The sequence below is a fragment of the Scytonema sp. HK-05 genome, assembly GCF_963872035.1.
Taxonomy (GTDB): domain Bacteria; phylum Cyanobacteriota; class Cyanobacteriia; order Cyanobacteriales; family Nostocaceae; genus Kalymmatonema.
The window spans coordinates 1-20593 of the sequence record NZ_CAWMYC010000090.1; the positions used below are offsets into that span (position 1 = coordinate 1).

Here is a 20593-nt window from a genome sequence, read left to right on the forward strand (position 1 = left end):
TCGGGCTGTTGGAAGCCTACCCTGTAATCTTTGATTCAGGGTAGGAGTATGTCACTTAAAAATATCGACGCTGTGCCCAACGTCGCAAAGAGCGATAGATCACCCATGCCAAAAGTCCAAGGCTGAGATATAGCAATAAGCGGCTAAGTGTAAATGATATGACATCAGGGTATAAAAGCTGAGACGGACTGAGGAAGCTCAGGCTTTTGGCTAAAAGAAACAGTCCAAAAAGAGCATTTCCAGCTAACATCAGGGTTAACAGCACCAACGCTTGTTGTCGGAGACGTTCCTTGGGTGTAGGACTAGAGATGAGAGCGATCGCGCCTTTGCCTTGCAACTTTCGCACTAACTGTTCTAGTCGCCAAAACATCCATACCAGAAACGGAAACAAACCGTAACTGAGCAAACGTAGTGGTATTGGATAGCGACCACTTATTGATAAAACATTCACTAAAGCATGACAAATCACAGCATTTAGCCAAGCCCTAGGAATATGCTGCTGACATCGATGTAAATAGATATTTGAGCCGATAGATATTCCTAGGGCATATCCCCAAGGGGCAGAAAACATGGCGTGAACTGGCGTGCTGATAATTCGCTCAACAATTGATCCTGTGCCATGAAAAAGGTAAACCCAATTTTCCTCGGCAGTGAATCCAAGAGCAACAGCTATGGTAAAGAGAAAAACAGAAGTGGGGCGAAAGCGGTATCGGCGTTGGAGATAGTAAGTCGGGAGCAAGACTGCTAGCAGCTTGCAGCCTTCTTCAATTGGACCGACTTCTATAAGTTGCCGCAGCATCACACCTGCAAAGACACGCTGCATTCTCTGCCAGTCAACAACATGATTGGCTACTGTTTCAAAAACCAATTCTAAGTTAAGAGCAACAAAACCAGAGACTGCTCCCAAGATAAAGAAAAACAGCAGCCGCATCAACAATGGAACAGATGCAAGGCGGTTATGGTAGTAAACCAGAAGCAGCAGCGGTGGTATAATTGCCCACAACAATTCCATGTAGACACGTAGTATGCTTTTATGATGTAATGAAAGTAGATGCTACATCTCTACATGAGCTATAACCGTGCGGTGGCGGCGGCTGTTAGCAGTGATGGTGGGAGCGTTAAACCCCGCCTCTATGATTGCTTGTTCAATATCGAAAGTGAAATATTCATCTAAATACGGTTCAGTACTTTTGAGCAGCGTCAAAATGTAAGGCGGCATTTTTTTATACGCTTCAGATTTAGGATTCATGTCCATTATTGCCAAATGCCCACCCGGACGCAGTAAACGCCGCGCTTCGGCAAAAATCTGCCGAGTCGGCGCTTGGGGAAGTTCGTGACACACCAGGAAAATGGAGATTAAATCAAACGAGGCATCGCTTAGCCCAGTGGATTCAGCAGCGGCATGAATCCAGTTGATATGAGCATCGCGCTGCTGAGTGCGGTATTGGGCAACAGCTAAGAAGTAGGGAGATAAGTCTAAGCCCGTAATTTTGGCGTGGGGATAAACTTTTTGTAGGGCAAAAGTACTCAAACCCACACTGCATCCCAAATCTAGGATATCTTGTGGTTCCTTGGAAATTTGCTGTTTGAGAATGTCGTGGTAACTTTGGCGTAGTTTGCGATCGCCCTGTGCGCCAGCACCAGGCCATATGGTAGCGTGAACAGTCTGTGCAGCAACTTCCACTTCTAGGGCGGCTTCCCAGCAGAGGTTACCTTTTTCGTAAGCGTGGAATGGGCGCAAGTAGTAGTCTGGGTAGGTGAACTGGGGGTTTTGTACTTTAGCCAAGTCAGTTTGCCAATCACGCGCTTGTAGCGTCTGGACTTCTTCGAGCCAATTTACCCCAATTTTTTGGGCGCGTTTAATCATCATTTGCCTTGCTTGATGCTTGGCTAGGTTAGCTAAAGGCTTGATTGCCAGTACCCCATTTACGAAGCGCGAAGCTAATCCCGGAGTATTTTTTACAGCCGTGTTCATCAGTAAAGTTGCTCAAACAATTTATCTACCTTTGGGAGCAGGAAAAAGCCTGCCGATATGAATCATAATCCACTACATGAGCCGTGCTTTGTTTTAGGCTACAAGAATTTTATATTTTTTAAACTGGGAATTGGGGATTAGGGATTAGGGACTGGGAGGATTATGGACGGGGATTCAATGCCGCCCAAATTCTGTAAGAACATCTTCCCAGTCCCCAGTCCAAGCGTCCCCTGCTATAGCAATCCGCGCAGGATTCGTGAAAAGCAAGATCCCCGACTTGTTAAAGAAGTCGGGGATCTGAGGGGATTTAAAGGTTAGGCAATTTTCACAAATCTGCGGAGGATTGCTATATTTTTATGTGACTTTTGCAAGAAGTCTAGAAAAAAAAGTGAGTTGGTTATCAAACAAACAAACCCAGTTTCTCCAAGAAACTGAGTTTGTTTTTGTTGAGATTTATAATTCTAGCATGAGGGATGGAGTATCTGCTCCTAATTCCCAGTTTTCGGCTTGAGTGCGAGCAACATATCCACTTGGGTGGTTGTTTTGTCGGGGCTAGTAGCAGTGATACCCAAGCCGCGAATAGAATTCATGATCGCACTTGTTTCAGGAGTCATCGGCTGTTGTTGTGCGGTGGCGAGACGATTTAACAGAGGTACGGTTTTGTCCATATCTAGGTAAAAGTATCCACCGTTGGGTCTTTGCAAACTGTTAGTAACGGTTTTGAAGCTATCGCTACCATCTAAAGACTGACCTTTACGGTCTGCGAGTGTTTCAGCGATGGGACCACCTATAGTGACAAATACAGAATCATTATCCAGCCAACCGTGTGCTAATAAAGCTCCTTGTTGAGGAATAAGCCATTCAGTGACTTCTTTCCCGCCGATATTTCTTTTGGCGACATTCACTGATTGTGCTTTGACGAGGTTATCGAGTTTGTCGAGGGTAGATTCAGCGGTTTTGCGATCGCTTGTATGAAAAACCAATGCTCCCCCAAAACCAACCTGTGCCAATACGCCTTGATTTGATGGAATAGCTGCAAAACCGAATTCTCCATCCATCCACCCGAAAATCTCTTTATCCAGGTCAATATTAACTAATTTGAGTTGCGATCGCGCTTGTTCAACTGTGAGCTTCAACTCAGGAGCATCTTTTGATTGTGCCACAAGCCCTGACCACCAACTGCTGATCCCGTTTCCGCTTAAAAGAGCGATCGTATCACCAGGGAATTGAGACACTACCTTAGCAGAACTATTTTGATACTGGTATGTGACCAATTGCGGATCTAACTTAGCAACCGCTTTCATCCGCACACCCGCATTATCAATTCCTACAGCCGCTACCATAGATTTCATCTGCTTCAACTGCTTCAGGGTTTCTGGCGGTATTGGGGTTGAGCGAGGATTTGCGGCGATTAATTGCTGTACCATGTTCCCATAATTAGGGACATAAATTTGTGCCAAGGTGTTATCTACATTGACACCGCTTGTCAGCATGCTGTTTGCACCTTCTTTACTGGCAAAAGAAGGTTCTCCTTTATAAGTGTCAATTGCATGTTCTACAGCTTGCTTGGACGGAGCAATGACAATATGGGTGTTATTCAAAACCGCAGTATAACTAGGTTCACTTTTACCAGTTGTTTCTATAATCTTTTCGCCTTTGTAGTCAGTTTCCTGTACCTTGACATCTTTTTGTGCCTTCAATTTGTTAGCAAAATTCAAGGCGCTCAGTTTATCCTTAATCCCCACCACCATTAGGATATTAGGTTCCTGTGACGCTTGCGGAGCATTCTGTGCAGCGGGTTTCGTTGGATTTGCGGGTAGCATGGCAATCATCACACCACCTACCCAAGGTTTTAAATCTTTTTCATAAGAAATGCTGTTATCAGTTGACAGGCTTTTATTTAGGTTCTCCAAACCTTGTCCAACTATCTTTTGTGCTTCCGGAGTGCCAAACTGCTGCAACTTTGCCCAAACTTTTGGATCAGTAGAAATGTAAGTTGCGGCGATTGCCTCATCTGGCACAATTTTAGCAGCACCCAGAGCGCTGGACATATCTCCAGAAGGTCCACCCTTAAAATACATATAAGCTGCTATTCCTCCCGCCACTACTATGGCAGTACCAACAGCAGGAATTAAAAATTTTGATTTACTCTCCGGCATTGTAAATATCCTCTTTTCCTCAACAAATTGTCCTAGAGGTGAGTAAAAACGTCCGAAGTGGAGTTTTTGGATCTACGACCCATCTCCACTAATTTATCGGGATTTACTGATAAAATTAGTACTTCTATCTATTACGTTCTGGCTATGACAGCGCTCCTAGTATGACTTCAAAGGGGTTAAGAGCAAATCCGTAAACAATTTGTTTTTTCTGTGAAGAATATATTCCTTTCGACAGTTGCAAGTTATTCTAACTTAATATATATTGTCAGGTTCTGATTAAGAAATGTTAAATGCTTAAGACGTAAGACACTCAATGTCAAAAGACACTTAATGTCAAAAGACAACAGTGTACAAAATATTTCACGGTGTATCGTGGGTTGATCTGGAATTTCAGGCGATGAAGCTGTTTTTCCTCATAACATCAACAAAGAATTTTCAGGGTTACCAAGATTCAGTAAACATCAATGTCGCAGTATTATTTTGATACAGAGAATAGTCGGTATAAATCTTTTGAATTACCAGGGGCAAAACCGCACTACAATCCTGACCGTCCTGGACAGGTAGAGCATATTTTTCTGGACCTCAGCCTGGACATAGATAACAACAGATACCACGGCAGTTGTAGCATAACACTGACACCAATCAGCAACGGTCTTGACCGTTTGAATTTGGATGCTGTCAACTTAGACATTCAATCGGTGCAGGTGGATGGAAAAGCGCAAAAGTTTGACTACGACGGACAACAGTTGTCTATCCACCTCGATCCACCCACACAGGTGGACAAGCGAATTGTCATTGCTATTGCTTACTCAGTAGACAAACCACAACGCGGTATTTATTTTATCCAACCAGATAAACACTACCCTAATAAACCCTCCCAAGTCTGGACACAGGGAGAAGACGAAGATTCTCGCTTCTGGTTCCCATGCTTTGACTACCCAGGACAACTTTCTACTTCTGAAATTCGCATCCGAGTTCCTAAACCCCTAATCGCGATTTCCAACGGCGAATTGATTGCGACAGAAGAACAAGGTGATGACAAAATCTACCACTGGTCACAACAGCAAGTTCATCCCACCTACTTGATGACTTTAGCAGTAGGCAAGTTTGCCGAAATTCGCGATGAGTGGAACGGTATACCTGTCACATACTACGTTGAAAAAGGTCGCGAGGAAGATGCCAAACGTAGTATGGGCAAAACTCCCCGGATGATAGAGTTTTTGAGCGAAAAATATGGCTATCGATACCCTTACCCCAAATACGCCCAAGTGTGTGTTGACGACTTCATTTTTGGGGGAATGGAAAACACTTCTGCTACACTGTTAACTGATAGATGTTTGCTGGATGAAAAAGCCGCATTAGATAACCGGAACACAGAAAGCTTAGTCGTCCATGAACTGGCGCACCAGTGGTTTGGTGATTTGGTGGTGATTAAGCACTGGTCCCATGCTTGGATTAAGGAAGGAATGGCTTCTTACTCCGAAGTCATGTGGACAGAACATGAATATGGTGGCCAAGAAGCAGCATACTATCGTTTACTGCAAGCTCGTAGTTATCAGGCTGAAGATAGCGGTCGCTACCGGCGTCCAATGGTCACGCACGTTTACCGCGAAGCCATTGAACTTTATGACCACCACATCTACGAGAAAGGGTCTTGTGTTTATCACATGATTCGGGCGCAATTGGGAGAAGAATTGTTCTGGAAGGCAATTCAGACATTTGTACAGGATAATGCCCACAAAACCGTGGAAACAGTAGATTTGCTGCGGGCGATTGAAAAAGCAACTGGGCGCAATCTCTTGTTCCTCTTCGACCAGTACGTTTATCGTGGCGGTCATCCAGATTTTAAAGTCGCTTACTCTTGGGATGCAGATTCAAATCTGGCTAAGATAACAGTGACTCAAACCCAAGCAAATGTAGGAAATAGTAGTGATTTATTTGATTTAAAAATTCCTATTGGTTTTGGGTACATCCAAAACTCACAACTGACAACTGACAACTCACAACTGACAACTGACAAATTTACAGACGCGCCATCCGAGAGTTCTACAACCCAGAACCCAGAACTCAGCAAGAATTCGACACTCAACACTCACAACTCAGTACTCAAGACTTTCACAGTGCGGGTGAATGAACGCGAACAAAGCTTTTACTTCCCTCTTGAGGAAAAACCCCAATTTATTAGCTTTGATGTGGGGGATCATTTCCTAAAAACGGTGTCTTTAGAGTACCCAGTACCAGAGTTGAAAACCCAGTTGGAATTTGATCCCAACCCCATCTCCCGCATTTTAGCAGCGGAAGCTTTGGCGAAAAAAGGGAGTTTGGAAACTCTAAAAGCCCTGTCTGCTGCACTCAAAAATGATCCCTTCTGGGGTGTACGCGTTGAAGTGGCGAAACAACTGGCAGAAATCAAGCTGGATCAAGTCTTTGATGAGTTAGTTGCTGGATTGAAAGATCGGAATTCTTATGTGCGGCGTGCTGTGGTGGAAGCACTCGCAAAAATCAAAACTCATGAAAGCTATAAGGCGTTGAAAGAACTGCTGGAGGTGGGAGATTCCAGCTACTATGTGGAAGCCGCAGCGTCTCGCGGTGCTGGGGCGATCGCTGCTGCGACAACAGAAGAAAAACCAAAGGAAGAAAAGGTTATTAAGCTGCTGAAATCTGTCTTGGAAGAAAAGGCGGGTTGGAATGAGGTGGTGCGGATTGGTGCGATCGCAGGTTTAGCCGAACTCAAAACTTCAGAAGCTGCTTTAAATCTCCTGACAGAATATACAAAGCAGGGTGTACCACAACCCTTGCGTTTAGGAGCGATTCGCGCTTTAGGGAAGATTTCTGTTGGTCAAAGTAGTGTTAATGTGGAACGGATTTTAGAGCGATTAACAGAAATTTCTAAGGATACGTTCTTTTTAACTCAATTGGCGGTAGTCACAGCCCTCGGACAAATGCAAACCCCCAAAGCAATTGGGATTTTGCAAGCTTTGGCTGAGCAAACACCTGATGGACGCGTACGCCGCTATGCTGAGGAAGAGATTTCCAAGGTGCAAAACAATATTGGCTCCGAAAGTGCTATTCGTCAGTTACGTTCTGAACTTGACCAACTCAGACAACAAAACCAAGAACTCAGAAGCCGCTTAGAAAACTTGGAAGCTAAATCCAAGTAGGGATAAACACAATAACCCTTCTTTGAAAGCAGATTGCACGCGTTAGGGAACATTGCTGTGCCTTTACGCGTCTTTCCCTATTTGGGCGTAGACAGTGATGTTTACGTCCTCTTTTACATTTTTATTTCTTAAAAGATTGTAAAGTTTCTTTACACGTAACAAGTATAAAAAAACCTTTATATCATAAAAATATTACTGGCTAGATAAAATTTATACCTAAAACTATAAATTTTTTGTAAAGATTACATTGATTGAGTGAAAATTGGCTACAGAAATACTACGATTTGATAAGTGTAATTAAGCTTCTGTGTAAAAATTACATAAAAGCTGTGTGCCTTTTTAATAAGTAGAAATGCTTCTCCGTGTTTGTACGAAATTGTCAGAGCCCGAAAAATGTGTCAAAAATGTGTAAACCCATGCTGACGATTTTTTTACCAGTTCATTCTTCGGAATATTTCTATCGGAGGAATGCGTACACTCATAAAAATCTTTAATCTGTAGGAGGGCATTTTTAAAGTTTTTTTGAGTGTTTTTGAAAATTGAAATACATTTAAGCTTTTGCACGCAAATTGTGCAGGGTAGTTGCCATGCGTAAACCTGTTCTCACGATTTTTTACCAGTTCAATCCTTGGAACGCCACAATCGGAGGTATACAAACACTCATCAACACCTTTATTAAGTACGCGCCAAGCGAGTTTCAGGTAAGACTCGTAGGAACAGGAGTCGATCCAAAAAAGCCTGTTGGTAAATGGCAAGAAGCAGAATTTGCAGGCAGAGAAATTAGTTTTCTACCTTTATTTACATTGCAAAATGACAATGTTAGAAACTTAATACCAACAACACTCAAATATACTGCTGCTCTTTTAGGGCGTGACTTTGCCTCTGACTTTATGCACTTTCACAGAATAGAGCCAACAATAGCCGCCATCAATTGGCAGGGAGAAAAAACTTTATTTATTCACAATGATATACGGACGCAAATCCAAGCTACGGGTAACAAAAAAGCCATTCTTTGGCGAAGATTTCCCGCTGCATATTTTGCTCTCGAAGGTTTGTTAGTTGGCCAGTTTAGCCAAATTCTTTCTTGTAATACGGATGCAGCACAGTTATATAAGCAACGTTATCCTAGCTTGCAAGACCGTGTTGCATACATTAAAAATTCTTTCGACAACGAAATTTTTTATCCGTTAACAGAAGATGAACGAATAGTAAAAAGAAAGGAACTGGCATCTCGGCTAGGTGTGGATGAGGAAACACGTTTTGTTTTATTTGCTGGTCGGCTACATCCTCAAAAAGACCCGATTCTGTTGGTACGTGCATTTGCTGCTTTAAACGAGCCTAATGTTCACTTACTGATAGCGGGTGATGGCGAGTTAGGGGCAGAAATTTGTGCAGAAACTGCTAAATTGGGGATTTCTCATAGGGTAACAATGCTTGGAGCCCTTACCCAAGAGAAGCTTGCACAGATCCATCGTGTCTGCAATGCTTTTGTTCTAAGCTCTGCATACGAAGGTCTACCTTTGGTAGTTCTTGAGGCGCTGGGGAGCGGAACTCCTGTAGTTACAACTGAATGTGGTGAAACCCCAAAATTACTGACGAAAGACAGTGGGGTTGTTTGTTCCGAACGATCGCCCGCGTGCATAGCAGATGCTTTACGCAAAGTGCTGCTGCATCCAGCAGATTATCCCACTCAGTCTTGCGTACGGGCTGCAAAACCTTATGCAGCTAGCACAGTCGTTCAACAAGTCTACAGCGAAATGTGGAATCGCTGGGAACAGCGAGCTAGCACAGTCGCTGTTCGGGTATGAGCGTTGCTGACGCTCAAAGTAGATACAAAAAACATAGTTCTTGGGGGAGAGGCAATCATGCTTTTTTAAAAAAAAATGAAAATTGAAACAAAGGCACGGAGCTTTTTTGTGTTCCCACCTGCTGTGTTCTTGTTTCAATCTCTGTAACTAAAAACAATTTAGTTACAAATTATATAAGTTTAACCAGAGCAAAACCAGCACAACGAAACTCGTATGAAAATTGCTGTAATTGGTGCAAAAGGTCTACCGCCCAAACAAGGTGGCATCGAACATTACTGTGCAGAAGTTTATCCTCGCATAGTCGAACAAGGACATTCTGTTGATTTATATGCCCGCTCCTCTTACACTGACTGTTCCTGGCAGGACCGTTATGACTATCAAGGTGTGCAAGTTATCTCATTACCAGGTTTGCCTTTGAAAGGAGTCGATGCTTTTGCTACCTCGGCAATAGGAGCAATTGCAGCCTCTGCTACAAAATACGATATCATTCATTTCCACGCTCTTGGTCCATCTTTATTTACTTGTTTACCAAGACTTGTCAACACTGCAAAAATTGTCGTGACGTGTCAGGGGTTAGATTGGCAACGTGCCAAGTGGGGCAGTTTTTCAACTCGCGTGATTCAATTAGGGGAGAAGGCAGCAGTCCGTTTCGCCCACGAGTTAATGGTCGTATCAGATGCGCTCCAAACCTACTTTTGGCAAACTTACGGCAGAAAGACTGTCTACATCCCCAATGCTCCAGCAAGCTATGGTGAGTCAGACCCGAATTTTGGTTACGGGACTCAACTAGGTCTTGAGCAAGGACGCTATATGTTGTTTCTGGGCAGATTGGTACCAGAAAAGCGCCCCGACTTGCTGGTTGACGCCTTTAGTGCATTGAACCCACCTGGATGGAAACTCGTTCTGGCTGGCGGTGTGAGCGATACGAAATCATTCACCTCAGAACTATTAGAAAAGGTGGCAAATAATCCAAATATTATCTTTGCAGGCGAACTTCGCGGACAACGCCTTTGGGAAATTGTCCGGGGAGCAGGGTTGTTTGTCCTTCCTTCTGATGTAGAGGGACTCCCTCTAGCAATGTTAGAGGCGATGCAGGAAGGTATCCCAGTCGTGGCAAGTGATATTCCTCCTCACAAGCAATTGATTAGTGGAGCTCGGGGCAAGCTGTTTGAAGCTGGAAACCTGAACTCTTGTATTAGTACGCTCGACTGGGCAATTCATCACCCCCAAGAACTAAGAGTTATGGCTGTGAATGCACAAAGGCATATACAGCTGAACTATAGCTGGGATCACATCACCTCTGAAACCCTGAAACTCTATACAAAACTTCTCAACTCGCCACAGCCAGTACATATCTCCGAACAACGCCAAACTGGGCTTGCTGAGGTTGTAGGCAAAAAATAGGTTGCAGTGTTCTTTGTCATAAGTCATTTGTTCAAATTGAATGACTTATGACTCACTAAACAAAGAGGGTATATGTGATGGAAAAAGGAATATCAAGTGTCATAGCAGTGCTGAGGCGGCGAAGTCTTCCCGCGATCGCTGCATTTGTTGCTGTCATTGGTGGGGCGATCGCCTACCTTGCAGTCACCCCAAGTAAATATGAAGCATCTGCGCGACTGATGCAGGACGACAAAAGGGTGAGCGTTTCGGAATTAGGTCGTGATCTGACCCAAGTCTCTTCCAGCGGACCAGGAATTAGTCCGTTAGCTGACCAAGCAGAACTTATCAAGTCGCAACGTGTTCTCGAACAAGCCGTTGCTATTGCTTTTCCTGAGATCAAAGGGAATTTACAAAGAAGCCCCGTATCAACTGCGGAACTCAGTCATAATCTCAAAGTCAAAATTGTCCCAGCAACGAATATTCTTGAGTTGAGCTATCAATCTAAAGACCCTCAACTTGCTGCCAAGCTGCTCAATGCCATTTCTCAGGCGATGGTTGAGGACAACACGAAAGCCATCAGTTCTGAGGCGACGAAAGTCAAGAAATTTTTGGAGGAAAAACAGGTACCCGAAGCTGATAAACAACTGCGACTAGCTGAAGCCACAGAAAACAAATACAGAAAACTCAGTGGTATTGTCTCGCTTGAAGAGCAAACAAAAAGCTTAGTGCAGAGTATAGCCACTGTAGAAGACCAAGAGCGTACTCTGTCTGCTCAACTTCAAGAGATCAAAGCCCGTGATGCATCCTTGCGGCAAATTACCGACGCCGGAAACCTGAACAAAGCCTATTCATCGGTTCGCAGCGGACAAGACGACGAAATCAAAAAGTTGCGAGCCAAGTTATCAGACGTAGAGAATCAGTTAATCGAAGCTCGTTTGCGCTTTACAGACGAGCATCCAAATGTGACGAACTTGGTTGGAGAACGCGACGCCTTGCGTGCCATGTATTCAGAACAAGTGGCTCGCGTCTCCCCTAAGGATCAAACCAGCTCCGCGAACAATTTCGCAGGTGATCAACTCTCTCAAGAACTGAACTCCAAATTTATCCTCAATAGCATCGAAGAGTCTGCAGTTAATAATAGGCTGAAACTTTTGCAGGTTAAAAAAGCCAACCTCCAAGCTCGCCTTTCACAACTGCCCATTACACAGCAAACGCTAACTGTACTGACTCGTAAACGGGAAGAAGCTGCTGCATCTTTGAAGTTCCTCCAAAGCAAACTTGAAGAAGCGCGTCTGACAGAAGCACAAAAAGTCAGTAACATTCGCGTCATCGAAAATGCTGTAGCACCATCATCACCATCTGAGCCGAAACCGAAAGTCATATTAGCGCTTGCTTCCGTCTTTGGAAGTATGCTAGCCGTCGGCGTTGTGTTGCTGCTGGAGATGATGGATAATACACTGCGCGATGCTTCCGAAGCTGAGGAACTGCTGCAGCTACCCTTGCTGGGAGTTTTGCCACGTCTACCTGCTAAGACACTTGTTCTTGAGCCAGCCAATCGATTCCTAGATAATATTGGCTTGGTTGAGCCTTACCGCACACTGTTTAAAACCTTGGAGTTTCGCAGCCCTGAACAAGTGCGGCTGATCGTTGTCAGCAGCCCTATTTCTGGGGAGGGTAAATCTGTAGTTGCATCACACCTTGCCGCTGTTGCAGCAATGCTGTCTTGGCGGACATTGATTATTGATGCAGATTTGCGCAGACCCGTACAACACACGTTATTCAACCTAACTCCCAAGCCTGGAATTACCAATGTCTTGGAAGGAAATGTATCCTTACTGGACGCCGTGCAGCCAACAGATATTGAAAACCTGGATGTGTTGACTTGTGGCGAACTGTACGGACGCCCCTCGCAATTGCTAGAGTCAATCGCGATGAAGTCTTTGGTGGCAGAAGCTGCTGAAAACTATGATCTAGTAATAATAGATACACCTCCTTTGAGTGCTTGTGCTGATGCGTCTACTTTAGCTCAGCAAAGCGATGGAGTTATGCTGGTTACGCGTCCTGGCTTCACGGAGAAGGAAATTCTCTCAAGAAGTGTATCAGAGTTAACACGCAATCGCATACCTATCCTGGGAGTTGTGGTGAATGGAATGACAAATCAGACGGAGAAGTATTTCCGCTATCCTATTCACGGTTATCAGCCTCGACTACCCAAATCTCAAAAGCGTTTGATTGGTGTAGGAGGTAGTGGTAAAAATTCTGCCAACCGTTCAAGGCAGAGGTAACAATGTTGACCAAACAACGCTCAAGTCATTCTTCTCGTCTGGGACTGTTGATTGGGTTAGCAGGTGTGGGGGTTGGTCTAGCAACAGGGTTCCTGATAGGAAGTACCAAACCTCTTTACTTGGGCTTAGCTTTGGGTGCAATACCATTTCTTTTTTACTTCTTTAGCAAGTTTGAACAAGCCGTTCTCGGACTTTTAGTCTTGCGTACCTCTCTAGACCCTTTCTCTGGTCAGCAGGTACCAGCGATGTTTGCTCTTGGGCTAGATGTTTTAACTTTACTTTACGTAACAGTTATGTTATTGAGAAGGCAAACCGTACGCACTGACCGCTTCTGGTGGTTCTTTGCTGGCTGGGTGCTCCTACAGGGCTTATGGGTGGTACTCCTCCCTTTAGGAGGCTTGGGATTGGGTGCTGGGTATTTGTCAGATAGCATCCGCGAATGGATTCGTCTTTTTTCATGGCTGATGGTCTACCTGTTGGTGATGCAGCTTAAAGACCGAATCCCTCCTCAGAAGGTTATCTCTGTGCTGTTCTTAGCTCTTATATCACCAGTCGTAGTAGCGTTGATGCAGGTATTCATACCTTCGCTCTTACCTCCCATTCTCTCAGCTCATAGCTATGATGTCGGTTCACTGGCATCTGAAGGTTCTCGAATCAGAGGGACGATTGGTCATCCTAATGGGTTCGTCACCTTGCTGTTACTGTTTATTGGTTTAACCTGGTGGAAACTCAAGCAATCAAGACAAAGCTTGCTTTGGTTGTTGTTGTTAGGCTTATTAGCCTTTTTTTATGTAAGTACTAAAGCATTATTTGGCTTGATGATGGTTGCTACCTTCGTTGTGGTTTTGGTTGCTCCCAGATTAAGCCCAGTCAACCTCATCGGTGGGGTCTTATTTGTGGTGCTTGTCCTAGGACTGTTTGCCAGTTCCGAGTTTGGACGAGAACGCTTGAGCTCGCTTGCCAACACACCTTTACTCAATCCAGATATCGATGTATCGCGAGCTATTCTACTCTCTGGGAGCGACAACAACAGTTTCAACTGGCGAATTTCCCAATGGTATTCATTACTAAATGCTTGGCGTCAGCAGCCCATTTTGGGTTATGGTTTGGGGTTGAGTACCCATTTAGTCAGTAATGGGTTGCTGCCTCACAATGATTACGTCCGGGCTTTAGTAGAAGGGGGGATAGTTGGTCTTGTGACTTTTTTGGTATTTCTCGTGGTTCAGGGTGTGCGTCTTGTTCAGCTTATGCTGTCGGCACCTCGTGGAAGCGCCCAACGTGATCTGTGTGAAATCCTGTTAGCTATTTTGCTAGCGATACCTGTAGGAATGATTACGGAAAACATCTGGAGTCATACCACTCTCTTTTTTTATTGGATGACTTTGATGGCAGTAGCAGGGTGGAATTGGAACGAACACCCTCCAGAAAGAAGTGCTGCTGTGTTGGTTAGCCCTGCAAGGCGTTTTTAATAATCAAAGAAATTGCGATTTTGAAGTTTATGTCAGCTAAAAGACTAAATCTCATTCAGGTTTTCCGAGGAGTGGCAGCAGTACTCGTAGTTCTTGCTCATACAGACCTCATATATAACCAAAATTTAAATCAAAATTTTTTGTTTAAAATCTTTACTTTTGGAGGGTCAGGAGTTGACTTTTTCTTTGTTTTAAGCGGTTTTATCATGTTTTATATTCACCAAAAGGATATTGGTCATAAAGATAGATTAGGGACATTTTTATTTAAACGATTTACACGTATTTATCCTCTTTACTGGGTCGTCTTAACAAGCAAGATATTTGCATCTTTCATATTTTCTTATAACTCTGCGACCAATGATCGTGGTATTGGGGAGTTTATTAAAGCGTTTCTACTCTTTCCCCAAGACCGAGAAATTCTTTCATCAAGCTTTCTTGGAGTGAGTTGGACACTCACGTTTGAAGTTTTCTTTTACCTCATGTTTGGGTTGTTGATTTGGTTGAAACCTAAATTTTCTTTCCCAATCATTGCTGCTTGGTTGTTGGGAGTCTTTTTCCATTTTATTGGTCTCATCAAATTACCTGAAGAAAATGTACTACTTCAATTGATTTTCTCGGATTACAATTTTGAATTTGTTTTAGGTTGCTTAACTGCCTATGTGTTGTTGAACCGAAAAATCAGCAATGGAATGCCGTTTATTTATTTGGGGCTTTTTCTTTATACTTTATCAGCTATAAATTATTTCTACAATTTTTTACCAGTCTCATCTGTTTTGACATTCGGGATTGCTTGTACACTGCTTGTTCTGGGTGGTGCTTCATTGGAACTGAGAAAAACTATTAACGTACCCAATTTTCTTTTATTTTTAGGCAATGCATCCTACTCCATCTATCTGGCACATGGTTTTTTCATCAACCATATGACAAAAGTTTTAAATAAATTAGAACTAGAGATTTTTCAAAACCTGCTAGTGTTAAACATTTTGGGATTTATTATTGGCATCATCGCAATCCTTTGTGGGTGCATTGTATATTTATATATTGAAAAACCATTGCTCTTATTTTTCAAGCCAAAAGCGGTTACAACCTAGCTTAAACAGATTCCCGAACTTTCTGAGCGTTGCCTATGGAGTAGTTTAAGGATGACCCAACAGATGACCCAACAAATTATTAGCTCCACCGATAACACCCAATTGAGGACCAGAGGTGAACGACCGTACCGAATTGTTCTAGTCCATCCCAGCGCCGGAGTTAACTGGAGTGGTGGAGCAGAGATTATGGCAATTGAGCTGAGCCGCCGCCTCAGTTCCTACTTTGAAGTAGAATTGCTCAGTGGCGCTGCTTGTGGACCCTTCAGCTACCCCATTCCATGTATTCCCCGTTCCCATGCCTTTCATGCTGTGCGCCACCCTTTGATTGCTCCTTTGGTGCGTGGTTTCACAAATCCTGAAATTGTGGTGGAACACCTGACGGGTTTCTTCCCTTGCTTACTCCGCTTGCTAACTCATCGAGCTGACCTAATCTTTCCCCATAATGATTATGCAGGCTTGGCAATGGCAGCCTGTGTAAGAGCGCTGACAGGAACTCCGATACTTTTTACCGAACACAATAGCTTAATGGGGAAAGGAGATGATGGTTCATTACAAAAAAATGGCAAATGCTTGCAGCGTAATCTTCGGTTTCGTCCAGATCATCTCGTAGTTTTCGATGAAGCCGCCGCCGAGTTGGCGCAGACTTTCCAACCAACGCAACCAATAAGTGTGATTCCTAATGGTGTAAATCTTGAGCAATTTACTCCTGAAGGTGGAAAGCTTGATGTTGATTTGCCCAAACCAGTGGTGTTGTGTGTTGCTTCGTTGAATTGCAAAAATCAAAAGCGAGTTGAATTAGCTATTCAAGCCGTGTCTCGCCTCAGCGACGTCAGTCTTTTGGTATGTGGGGATGGACCCGATCGCCTATACTTTGAGTCACTAGGTAAGCAGTTGCTGGGAGAAAAGCGGTTTGCCGTTCGCACCTTGCCATTTGAGCGAATGCCTGAAGTTTACCGCAGTGTGGATGCCTTTACACTCCCTTCAATTCACGAACCTTTTGGGCTTGTGTATTTAGAAGCAATGGCTAGTGGTTTGCCAGTTGTCGCTACTGATGATGAAATGCGGCGATATATTGTCGGTGATGGTGGTATTCTATGTGATGTCACCAAACTGGATATCTACGCAAATGCCATTAAAGACGCGCTTAGTGGTAACTGGAGTGTACGTGCCAGACAGAATGCTACCCGCTTTAGTTGGGATGCCATAGCATTGCGTTATCGCGATGTGATTTTAGAAACGATTTTGCAGTCCAAGAAAAAATTGCCGTTACCAACCCATTGAACACAGGAGTGTCATATGCCGAAAGTTTCTGTCATTATCCCAGCATACAATGCTATGGCTTATCTCCCAGAAGCTGTGGAGAGCGTTCTGAAGCAGACATTTACAGATTTTGAAGTGCTGATTGTTGATGATGGAAGTTCTGATGGAACTGTAGAGTGGGTTTCTCAAATAAAAGACTCGCGAGTTCGGCTGATTTCGCAGCAAAACCAAGGTTCATCTGGGGCACGAAACACAGGAATTACTGCGGCTGTTGGAGAATATATCGCACTTTTGGATGCTGATGATATTTGGGAGCCAACCAAACTCCAAAAGCAAGTCCGTTACCTGGAAGAAAACCCATCAGTAGGTTTAGTAGATACGTGGACAGTTTTAATTAATCAGCAAGGCAAGTCCACAGGGAAAGTTGTTGTTTCCGAAGCAGAGGGAGACGACGTATGGAAGCAACTTGTCCAGTTTAAACCGATATGCCCTTGTGATAGTACACCCTTGATTCGTCGCTCTTGTTTTGAAACGGTAGGGTTATTTAACCCAGAATTACCGTTTCTTGAAGATTTAGATATGTGGATTCGCCTTGCTTCTCAATATCGCTTTGCTGTAGTCAAAGAAGCCTTGGTTCGCTATCGCCAACATCCTGGTAGCAAGTCCACAAATTGTCAAGGAACTTTGGAAGCTTTTCGGACAATCATCGAGAAAGCTTTTGAGTCTGTACCCGCAGAATTACTGCCTTTAAGAGAGAAAGGATATGGTCGGATTAATCTCTACTTAGCGTGGAGAGCTATCAACAATAAAGATTACGATCAAGCACTTCATTTTAATCATCAAGCTATTGGTCATCATCCACAACTTATTTTTTCTTGGGACTTCATCCGCCAAACCATAGCTTTAACACTATTGAAAAGATTCGGTGATCAAACCTATGACAGAGTGAAAACACTTATCCAAGCCCTGCGGCGACGTAGATCAACAGCTAATGGGCAATGGGAAATAGGTAATGGTTAAAAGCTAACAGTTAAAAGCTAACAACTATAGCAATTCTGATTGACTCATAAAGTTATCTGAGTTTTCTTTTCTGTGCGTTCTCTACGGTTTGAAGAAAAAGTCAATCTATTATATGAAAGAGTTCAGAAGTATGCCCAAAGTTACTGTTATTATTCCGGCATATAATGCCATAAAATATCTCCCAGAAACTCTGGAGAGTGTTCAGAAGCAGACACTTACAGATTTTGAAGTATTGATTATTAATGATGGCAGTTCAGATGGAATTGTTGAATGGGCTTCTCAAATCACAGACCCGCGAGTCAGACTGATTTCACAAGAAAATCAAGGAACAGCAGCGGCACGAAACACGGGTATTGTTGAGTCTAAAGGCGAATACATTGCCTTTTTAGATGCTGATGATATTTGGGAACCAACTAAGTTAGAAAAACAAGCACAATGCTTAGACAATAATCCCTTGGTGGGTCTAGTAGATACATGGACTGCTTTTATACAGGAAAATGGCAAGCTTACAGGCTTAATCATGAAGCATGATAAAGAAGGTGATGTCTACAAGGAAGTTGTGGAATCATGTGACAGTTCTGTTTGCTGTGGAAGTTCACCCATGATTCGTCGTTCTTGTTTCGACACCTTGGGCTTATTTGACCGAGAGAGCTACATTGAAGATGTGGATATGTGGATACGTATTGCCACTCGCTATCACTATGGCGTGGTCAAAGAACCTTTGGTGAGATATCGTATGCACCCAAACAACAAATCAAAAGATTGCCAATCCATGTTCAGAGGTTTTCGCCAGTTAATTGAGAAAACCTATCGTTCTTTGCCCACAGACATTCTCTATCTGCGACCCCGAAGCTATGGTCGATTGTATGTCTTTCTCGCTTGGAGGTCTATAGATACACAAGATTACAAACAAGCTTTTCATTTTAGTCGTCAAGCAGCTGCACTTTACCCACAACTCCTTTTCAGTCCGCGGTTTATCCGCTTGAGTGTAGCGATCGCCCTGCTTTGGTTGCTTGGACCTAATGGATACGACAGAATACGGTCTTTTAATCGTAACCTACGCCGACGCTTGTTCGCTCGTGCTACATGATTCATAAAGAACTCAGAACTCAGGATTCAGAATCCAGAATTCTTCTGTGGGGAGATCCTGAATTCTGAATTTTGTGCAAATGTAAAACTTAATTCATTTTTGGAGTAGCCGTGGGATTGCGTAGTAAAGTCATCAAGGGCGGAGCCTTGATGGTCATACGTCAAGCTTTGGGTATCTTACTGAGCTTAATTGGTGTATTATTCATCACTAGAGTCATTGGACCGACCGAGTACGGACTTTATGGAGTCGCTTATGGCATTGTCAGCTTCCTCGGCGGGTTGGGTATATGGGGCTTGGATGTCTATTTACTACGTAAAACATCCAACCCAGACCAACAGGATTATGACCAAGTCTTTACCCTGTTGCTATGTATTAGCGGTGTCTTTACACTCAGTCTTGTCTTGGGGCAACATATTATCGCCCAGATGCTTAAGCTTCCAGAAGTAGCACCGCTTATAGCAGTCATGGGTTTAACATTACCTCTTTCTCTGTTAAATCTGCCCCTGACAATTAAACTAGACCGTGACTTAAATTTTCAGCGTGTAGCCTTCATTGAGTTAATCAGCCAAATTAGTTACTATGTGGTAGCGCTACCCCTTGCAAATCGAGGAGCTGGTGCTTGGGCACCTGTCGGTGGTTTGTGGCTGCAGCAAATAACTATGGTTGTATTGACTGTCTATAGTACCAGTCTTCGCCCGCGCTTGTGCTGGAAACCTAGTTTAATTCGGGAAATGGTGGCGTATGGTCTGAGCTTATCCTTTGCGGGTTGGCTTTGGCAGTTGCGATCGCTAGTCAATCCAGTGATTGTCGGACGTTTCGCTGGGGCTGAAGCTGTTGGCTTTGTGGCTTTAGCTATTCGCCTTGTAGAAATGCTTGCCTTTGCTAAGGCTGTCACTTGGCGTTTGGCTATGGCGGCGCTAGCTAAGTTAGAAAATGACAGAACTCGCCTACGCAAGAGTGTTGAGGAAGGAATGCGTCTACAAGCGCTAGCCGTTGGTTTACCGCTCGCAGGGTTTGCAATAGCAGCTCCTGTGGTATTGCCGCTCGTTTTTGGTAAAGATTGGACTCCAGCGCTGCAAATCTTTCCGTTGATTGCAATTGGCTATCTTGCCAATTCCATGTTCAATCTGCATTCGTCAGTCCTCTATCTGTGTGGAAAAAATCTTGAGGTGACTTGGTTTCATGCGGCACACATAGCGCTTTTTGCCGGAGGTGCCTTTTTGCTGGTACCGTACTTGGGGATGATCGGCTATGGCTGGGCTGAGATAGCTGCATTAGCTAGTTATATAGTTATCCATATATACACAGCTAAAGAGATAGGTAGTCCAAATTACACAGTAGCTCTTGGTTGGTTTACCATATCAATTGCTGTTCTAATTTTGAGTACAGTTAACGAAGCAGTGCGTTACCTGTCTTTTGTGTTACTACTGCTTCCACTGCTTTCAACGAAAGAGAGAAACAGCCTCATTGGCTATTTTCAAATTTTGAAATCTTAAAGGCTGTATATAAAGTCAAAGTCAATGTTGAATGAATATAGGAGTCATTGAGCCTTTCAAAGACGGATTTTTAGAAGTCATCCCTGAAGGTGAGGGGAGCGACTACTGGCAAATTGCCGCAATCCACATTAGTGGAGAAGTGTTTTGTCCTAGCCCCCGTATTTATCCATCCCAAGATGTGGCGTTTGCCAGGGCGCGGCGAATCTTTAATTGGATATGCAATCATGAAATCGAAACTCGTGGCTGGGGATGTTATTGCGAGGAATTGAATATGAGCTTGTGGCGTCAGCCGAAATCATATCCTAGTTGCTTATAACTCAATACGGTTGCTGTTAGTGATGTTAATCCTTAAAGATCCCCGAACCCCCGATCCTCGCGGGCTACATGTTTCCGCGA

Annotated in this window: 14 protein-coding genes; 11 read left to right on the forward strand and 3 right to left on the reverse strand. The window is 43.8% G+C overall.

The window, feature by feature from the left end:
• Positions 1-55 precede the first annotated feature (55 nt).
• The 3 genes from AACT52_RS11170 to AACT52_RS11180 form a co-directional block, all read right to left on the reverse strand.
• Positions 56-1012 carry a PrsW family intramembrane metalloprotease gene (locus AACT52_RS11170; protein ID WP_073630849.1) on the reverse strand — a complete coding sequence of 319 codons (957 nt, stop codon included), beginning with the start codon at positions 1010-1012 and terminating at the stop codon, positions 56-58.
• Between the two features lie 42 nt (positions 1013-1054).
• Positions 1055-1975 (reverse strand): class I SAM-dependent methyltransferase, encoded by a 921-nt coding sequence (locus AACT52_RS11175; RefSeq protein WP_073630851.1) that lies wholly within the window; start codon positions 1973-1975, stop codon positions 1055-1057.
• A 488-nt stretch (positions 1976-2463) separates the two neighbouring features.
• Complete coding sequence (locus tag AACT52_RS11180) at positions 2464-4134, reverse strand: DUF3352 domain-containing protein (RefSeq protein ID WP_073630853.1); 1671 nt, start codon at positions 4132-4134, stop codon at positions 2464-2466.
• A 464-nt stretch (positions 4135-4598) separates the two neighbouring features.
• Here AACT52_RS11180 and AACT52_RS11185 point away from each other — a divergent pair, with 464 nt between their 5' ends.
• The 11 genes from AACT52_RS11185 to AACT52_RS11235 all read left to right on the forward strand — a co-directional run bounded on the left by AACT52_RS11185 (position 4599) and on the right by AACT52_RS11235 (position 20513).
• A complete protein-coding gene (locus tag AACT52_RS11185) occupies positions 4599-7295 on the forward strand; it encodes a M1 family metallopeptidase (RefSeq protein WP_073630855.1) in 2697 nt (898 codons plus the stop codon).
• 587 nt (positions 7296-7882) lie between these two features.
• A complete protein-coding gene (locus AACT52_RS11190) occupies positions 7883-9103 on the forward strand; it encodes a glycosyltransferase (RefSeq protein ID WP_073630857.1) in 1221 nt (406 codons plus the stop codon).
• Between the two features lie 213 nt (positions 9104-9316).
• A complete protein-coding gene (locus tag AACT52_RS11195; RefSeq protein WP_073630859.1) occupies positions 9317-10507 on the forward strand; it encodes a glycosyltransferase family 4 protein in 1191 nt (396 codons plus the stop codon).
• A 77-nt stretch (positions 10508-10584) separates the two neighbouring features.
• Positions 10585-12771 carry a GumC family protein gene (locus AACT52_RS11200; protein ID WP_073630861.1) on the forward strand — a complete coding sequence of 729 codons (2187 nt, stop codon included), beginning with the start codon at positions 10585-10587 and terminating at the stop codon, positions 12769-12771.
• A 2-nt stretch (positions 12772-12773) separates the two neighbouring features.
• On the forward strand, positions 12774-14240 hold the full coding sequence (locus AACT52_RS11205; RefSeq protein WP_073630863.1) for an O-antigen ligase family protein: 1467 nt from the start codon (positions 12774-12776) through the stop codon (positions 14238-14240).
• A 29-nt stretch (positions 14241-14269) separates the two neighbouring features.
• A complete protein-coding gene (locus AACT52_RS11210; protein ID WP_073630865.1) occupies positions 14270-15331 on the forward strand; it encodes an acyltransferase family protein in 1062 nt (353 codons plus the stop codon).
• Positions 15332-15382: 51 nt separating this feature from the next.
• On the forward strand, positions 15383-16612 hold the full coding sequence (locus tag AACT52_RS11215) for a glycosyltransferase (RefSeq protein WP_233153917.1): 1230 nt from the start codon (positions 15383-15385) through the stop codon (positions 16610-16612).
• 15 nt (positions 16613-16627) lie between these two features.
• A complete protein-coding gene (locus AACT52_RS11220) occupies positions 16628-17611 on the forward strand; it encodes a glycosyltransferase family 2 protein (RefSeq protein ID WP_073630867.1) in 984 nt (327 codons plus the stop codon).
• A gap of 130 nt (positions 17612-17741) precedes the next feature.
• Positions 17742-18701 (forward strand): glycosyltransferase family 2 protein, encoded by a 960-nt coding sequence (locus AACT52_RS11225; protein WP_073630869.1) that lies wholly within the window; start codon positions 17742-17744, stop codon positions 18699-18701.
• A gap of 110 nt (positions 18702-18811) precedes the next feature.
• Positions 18812-20197 (forward strand): oligosaccharide flippase family protein, encoded by a 1386-nt coding sequence (locus tag AACT52_RS11230; RefSeq protein ID WP_073630871.1) that lies wholly within the window; start codon positions 18812-18814, stop codon positions 20195-20197.
• A 31-nt stretch (positions 20198-20228) separates the two neighbouring features.
• On the forward strand, positions 20229-20513 hold the full coding sequence (locus AACT52_RS11235) for a hypothetical protein (protein WP_073630873.1): 285 nt from the start codon (positions 20229-20231) through the stop codon (positions 20511-20513).
• Positions 20514-20593 lie beyond the last annotated feature (80 nt).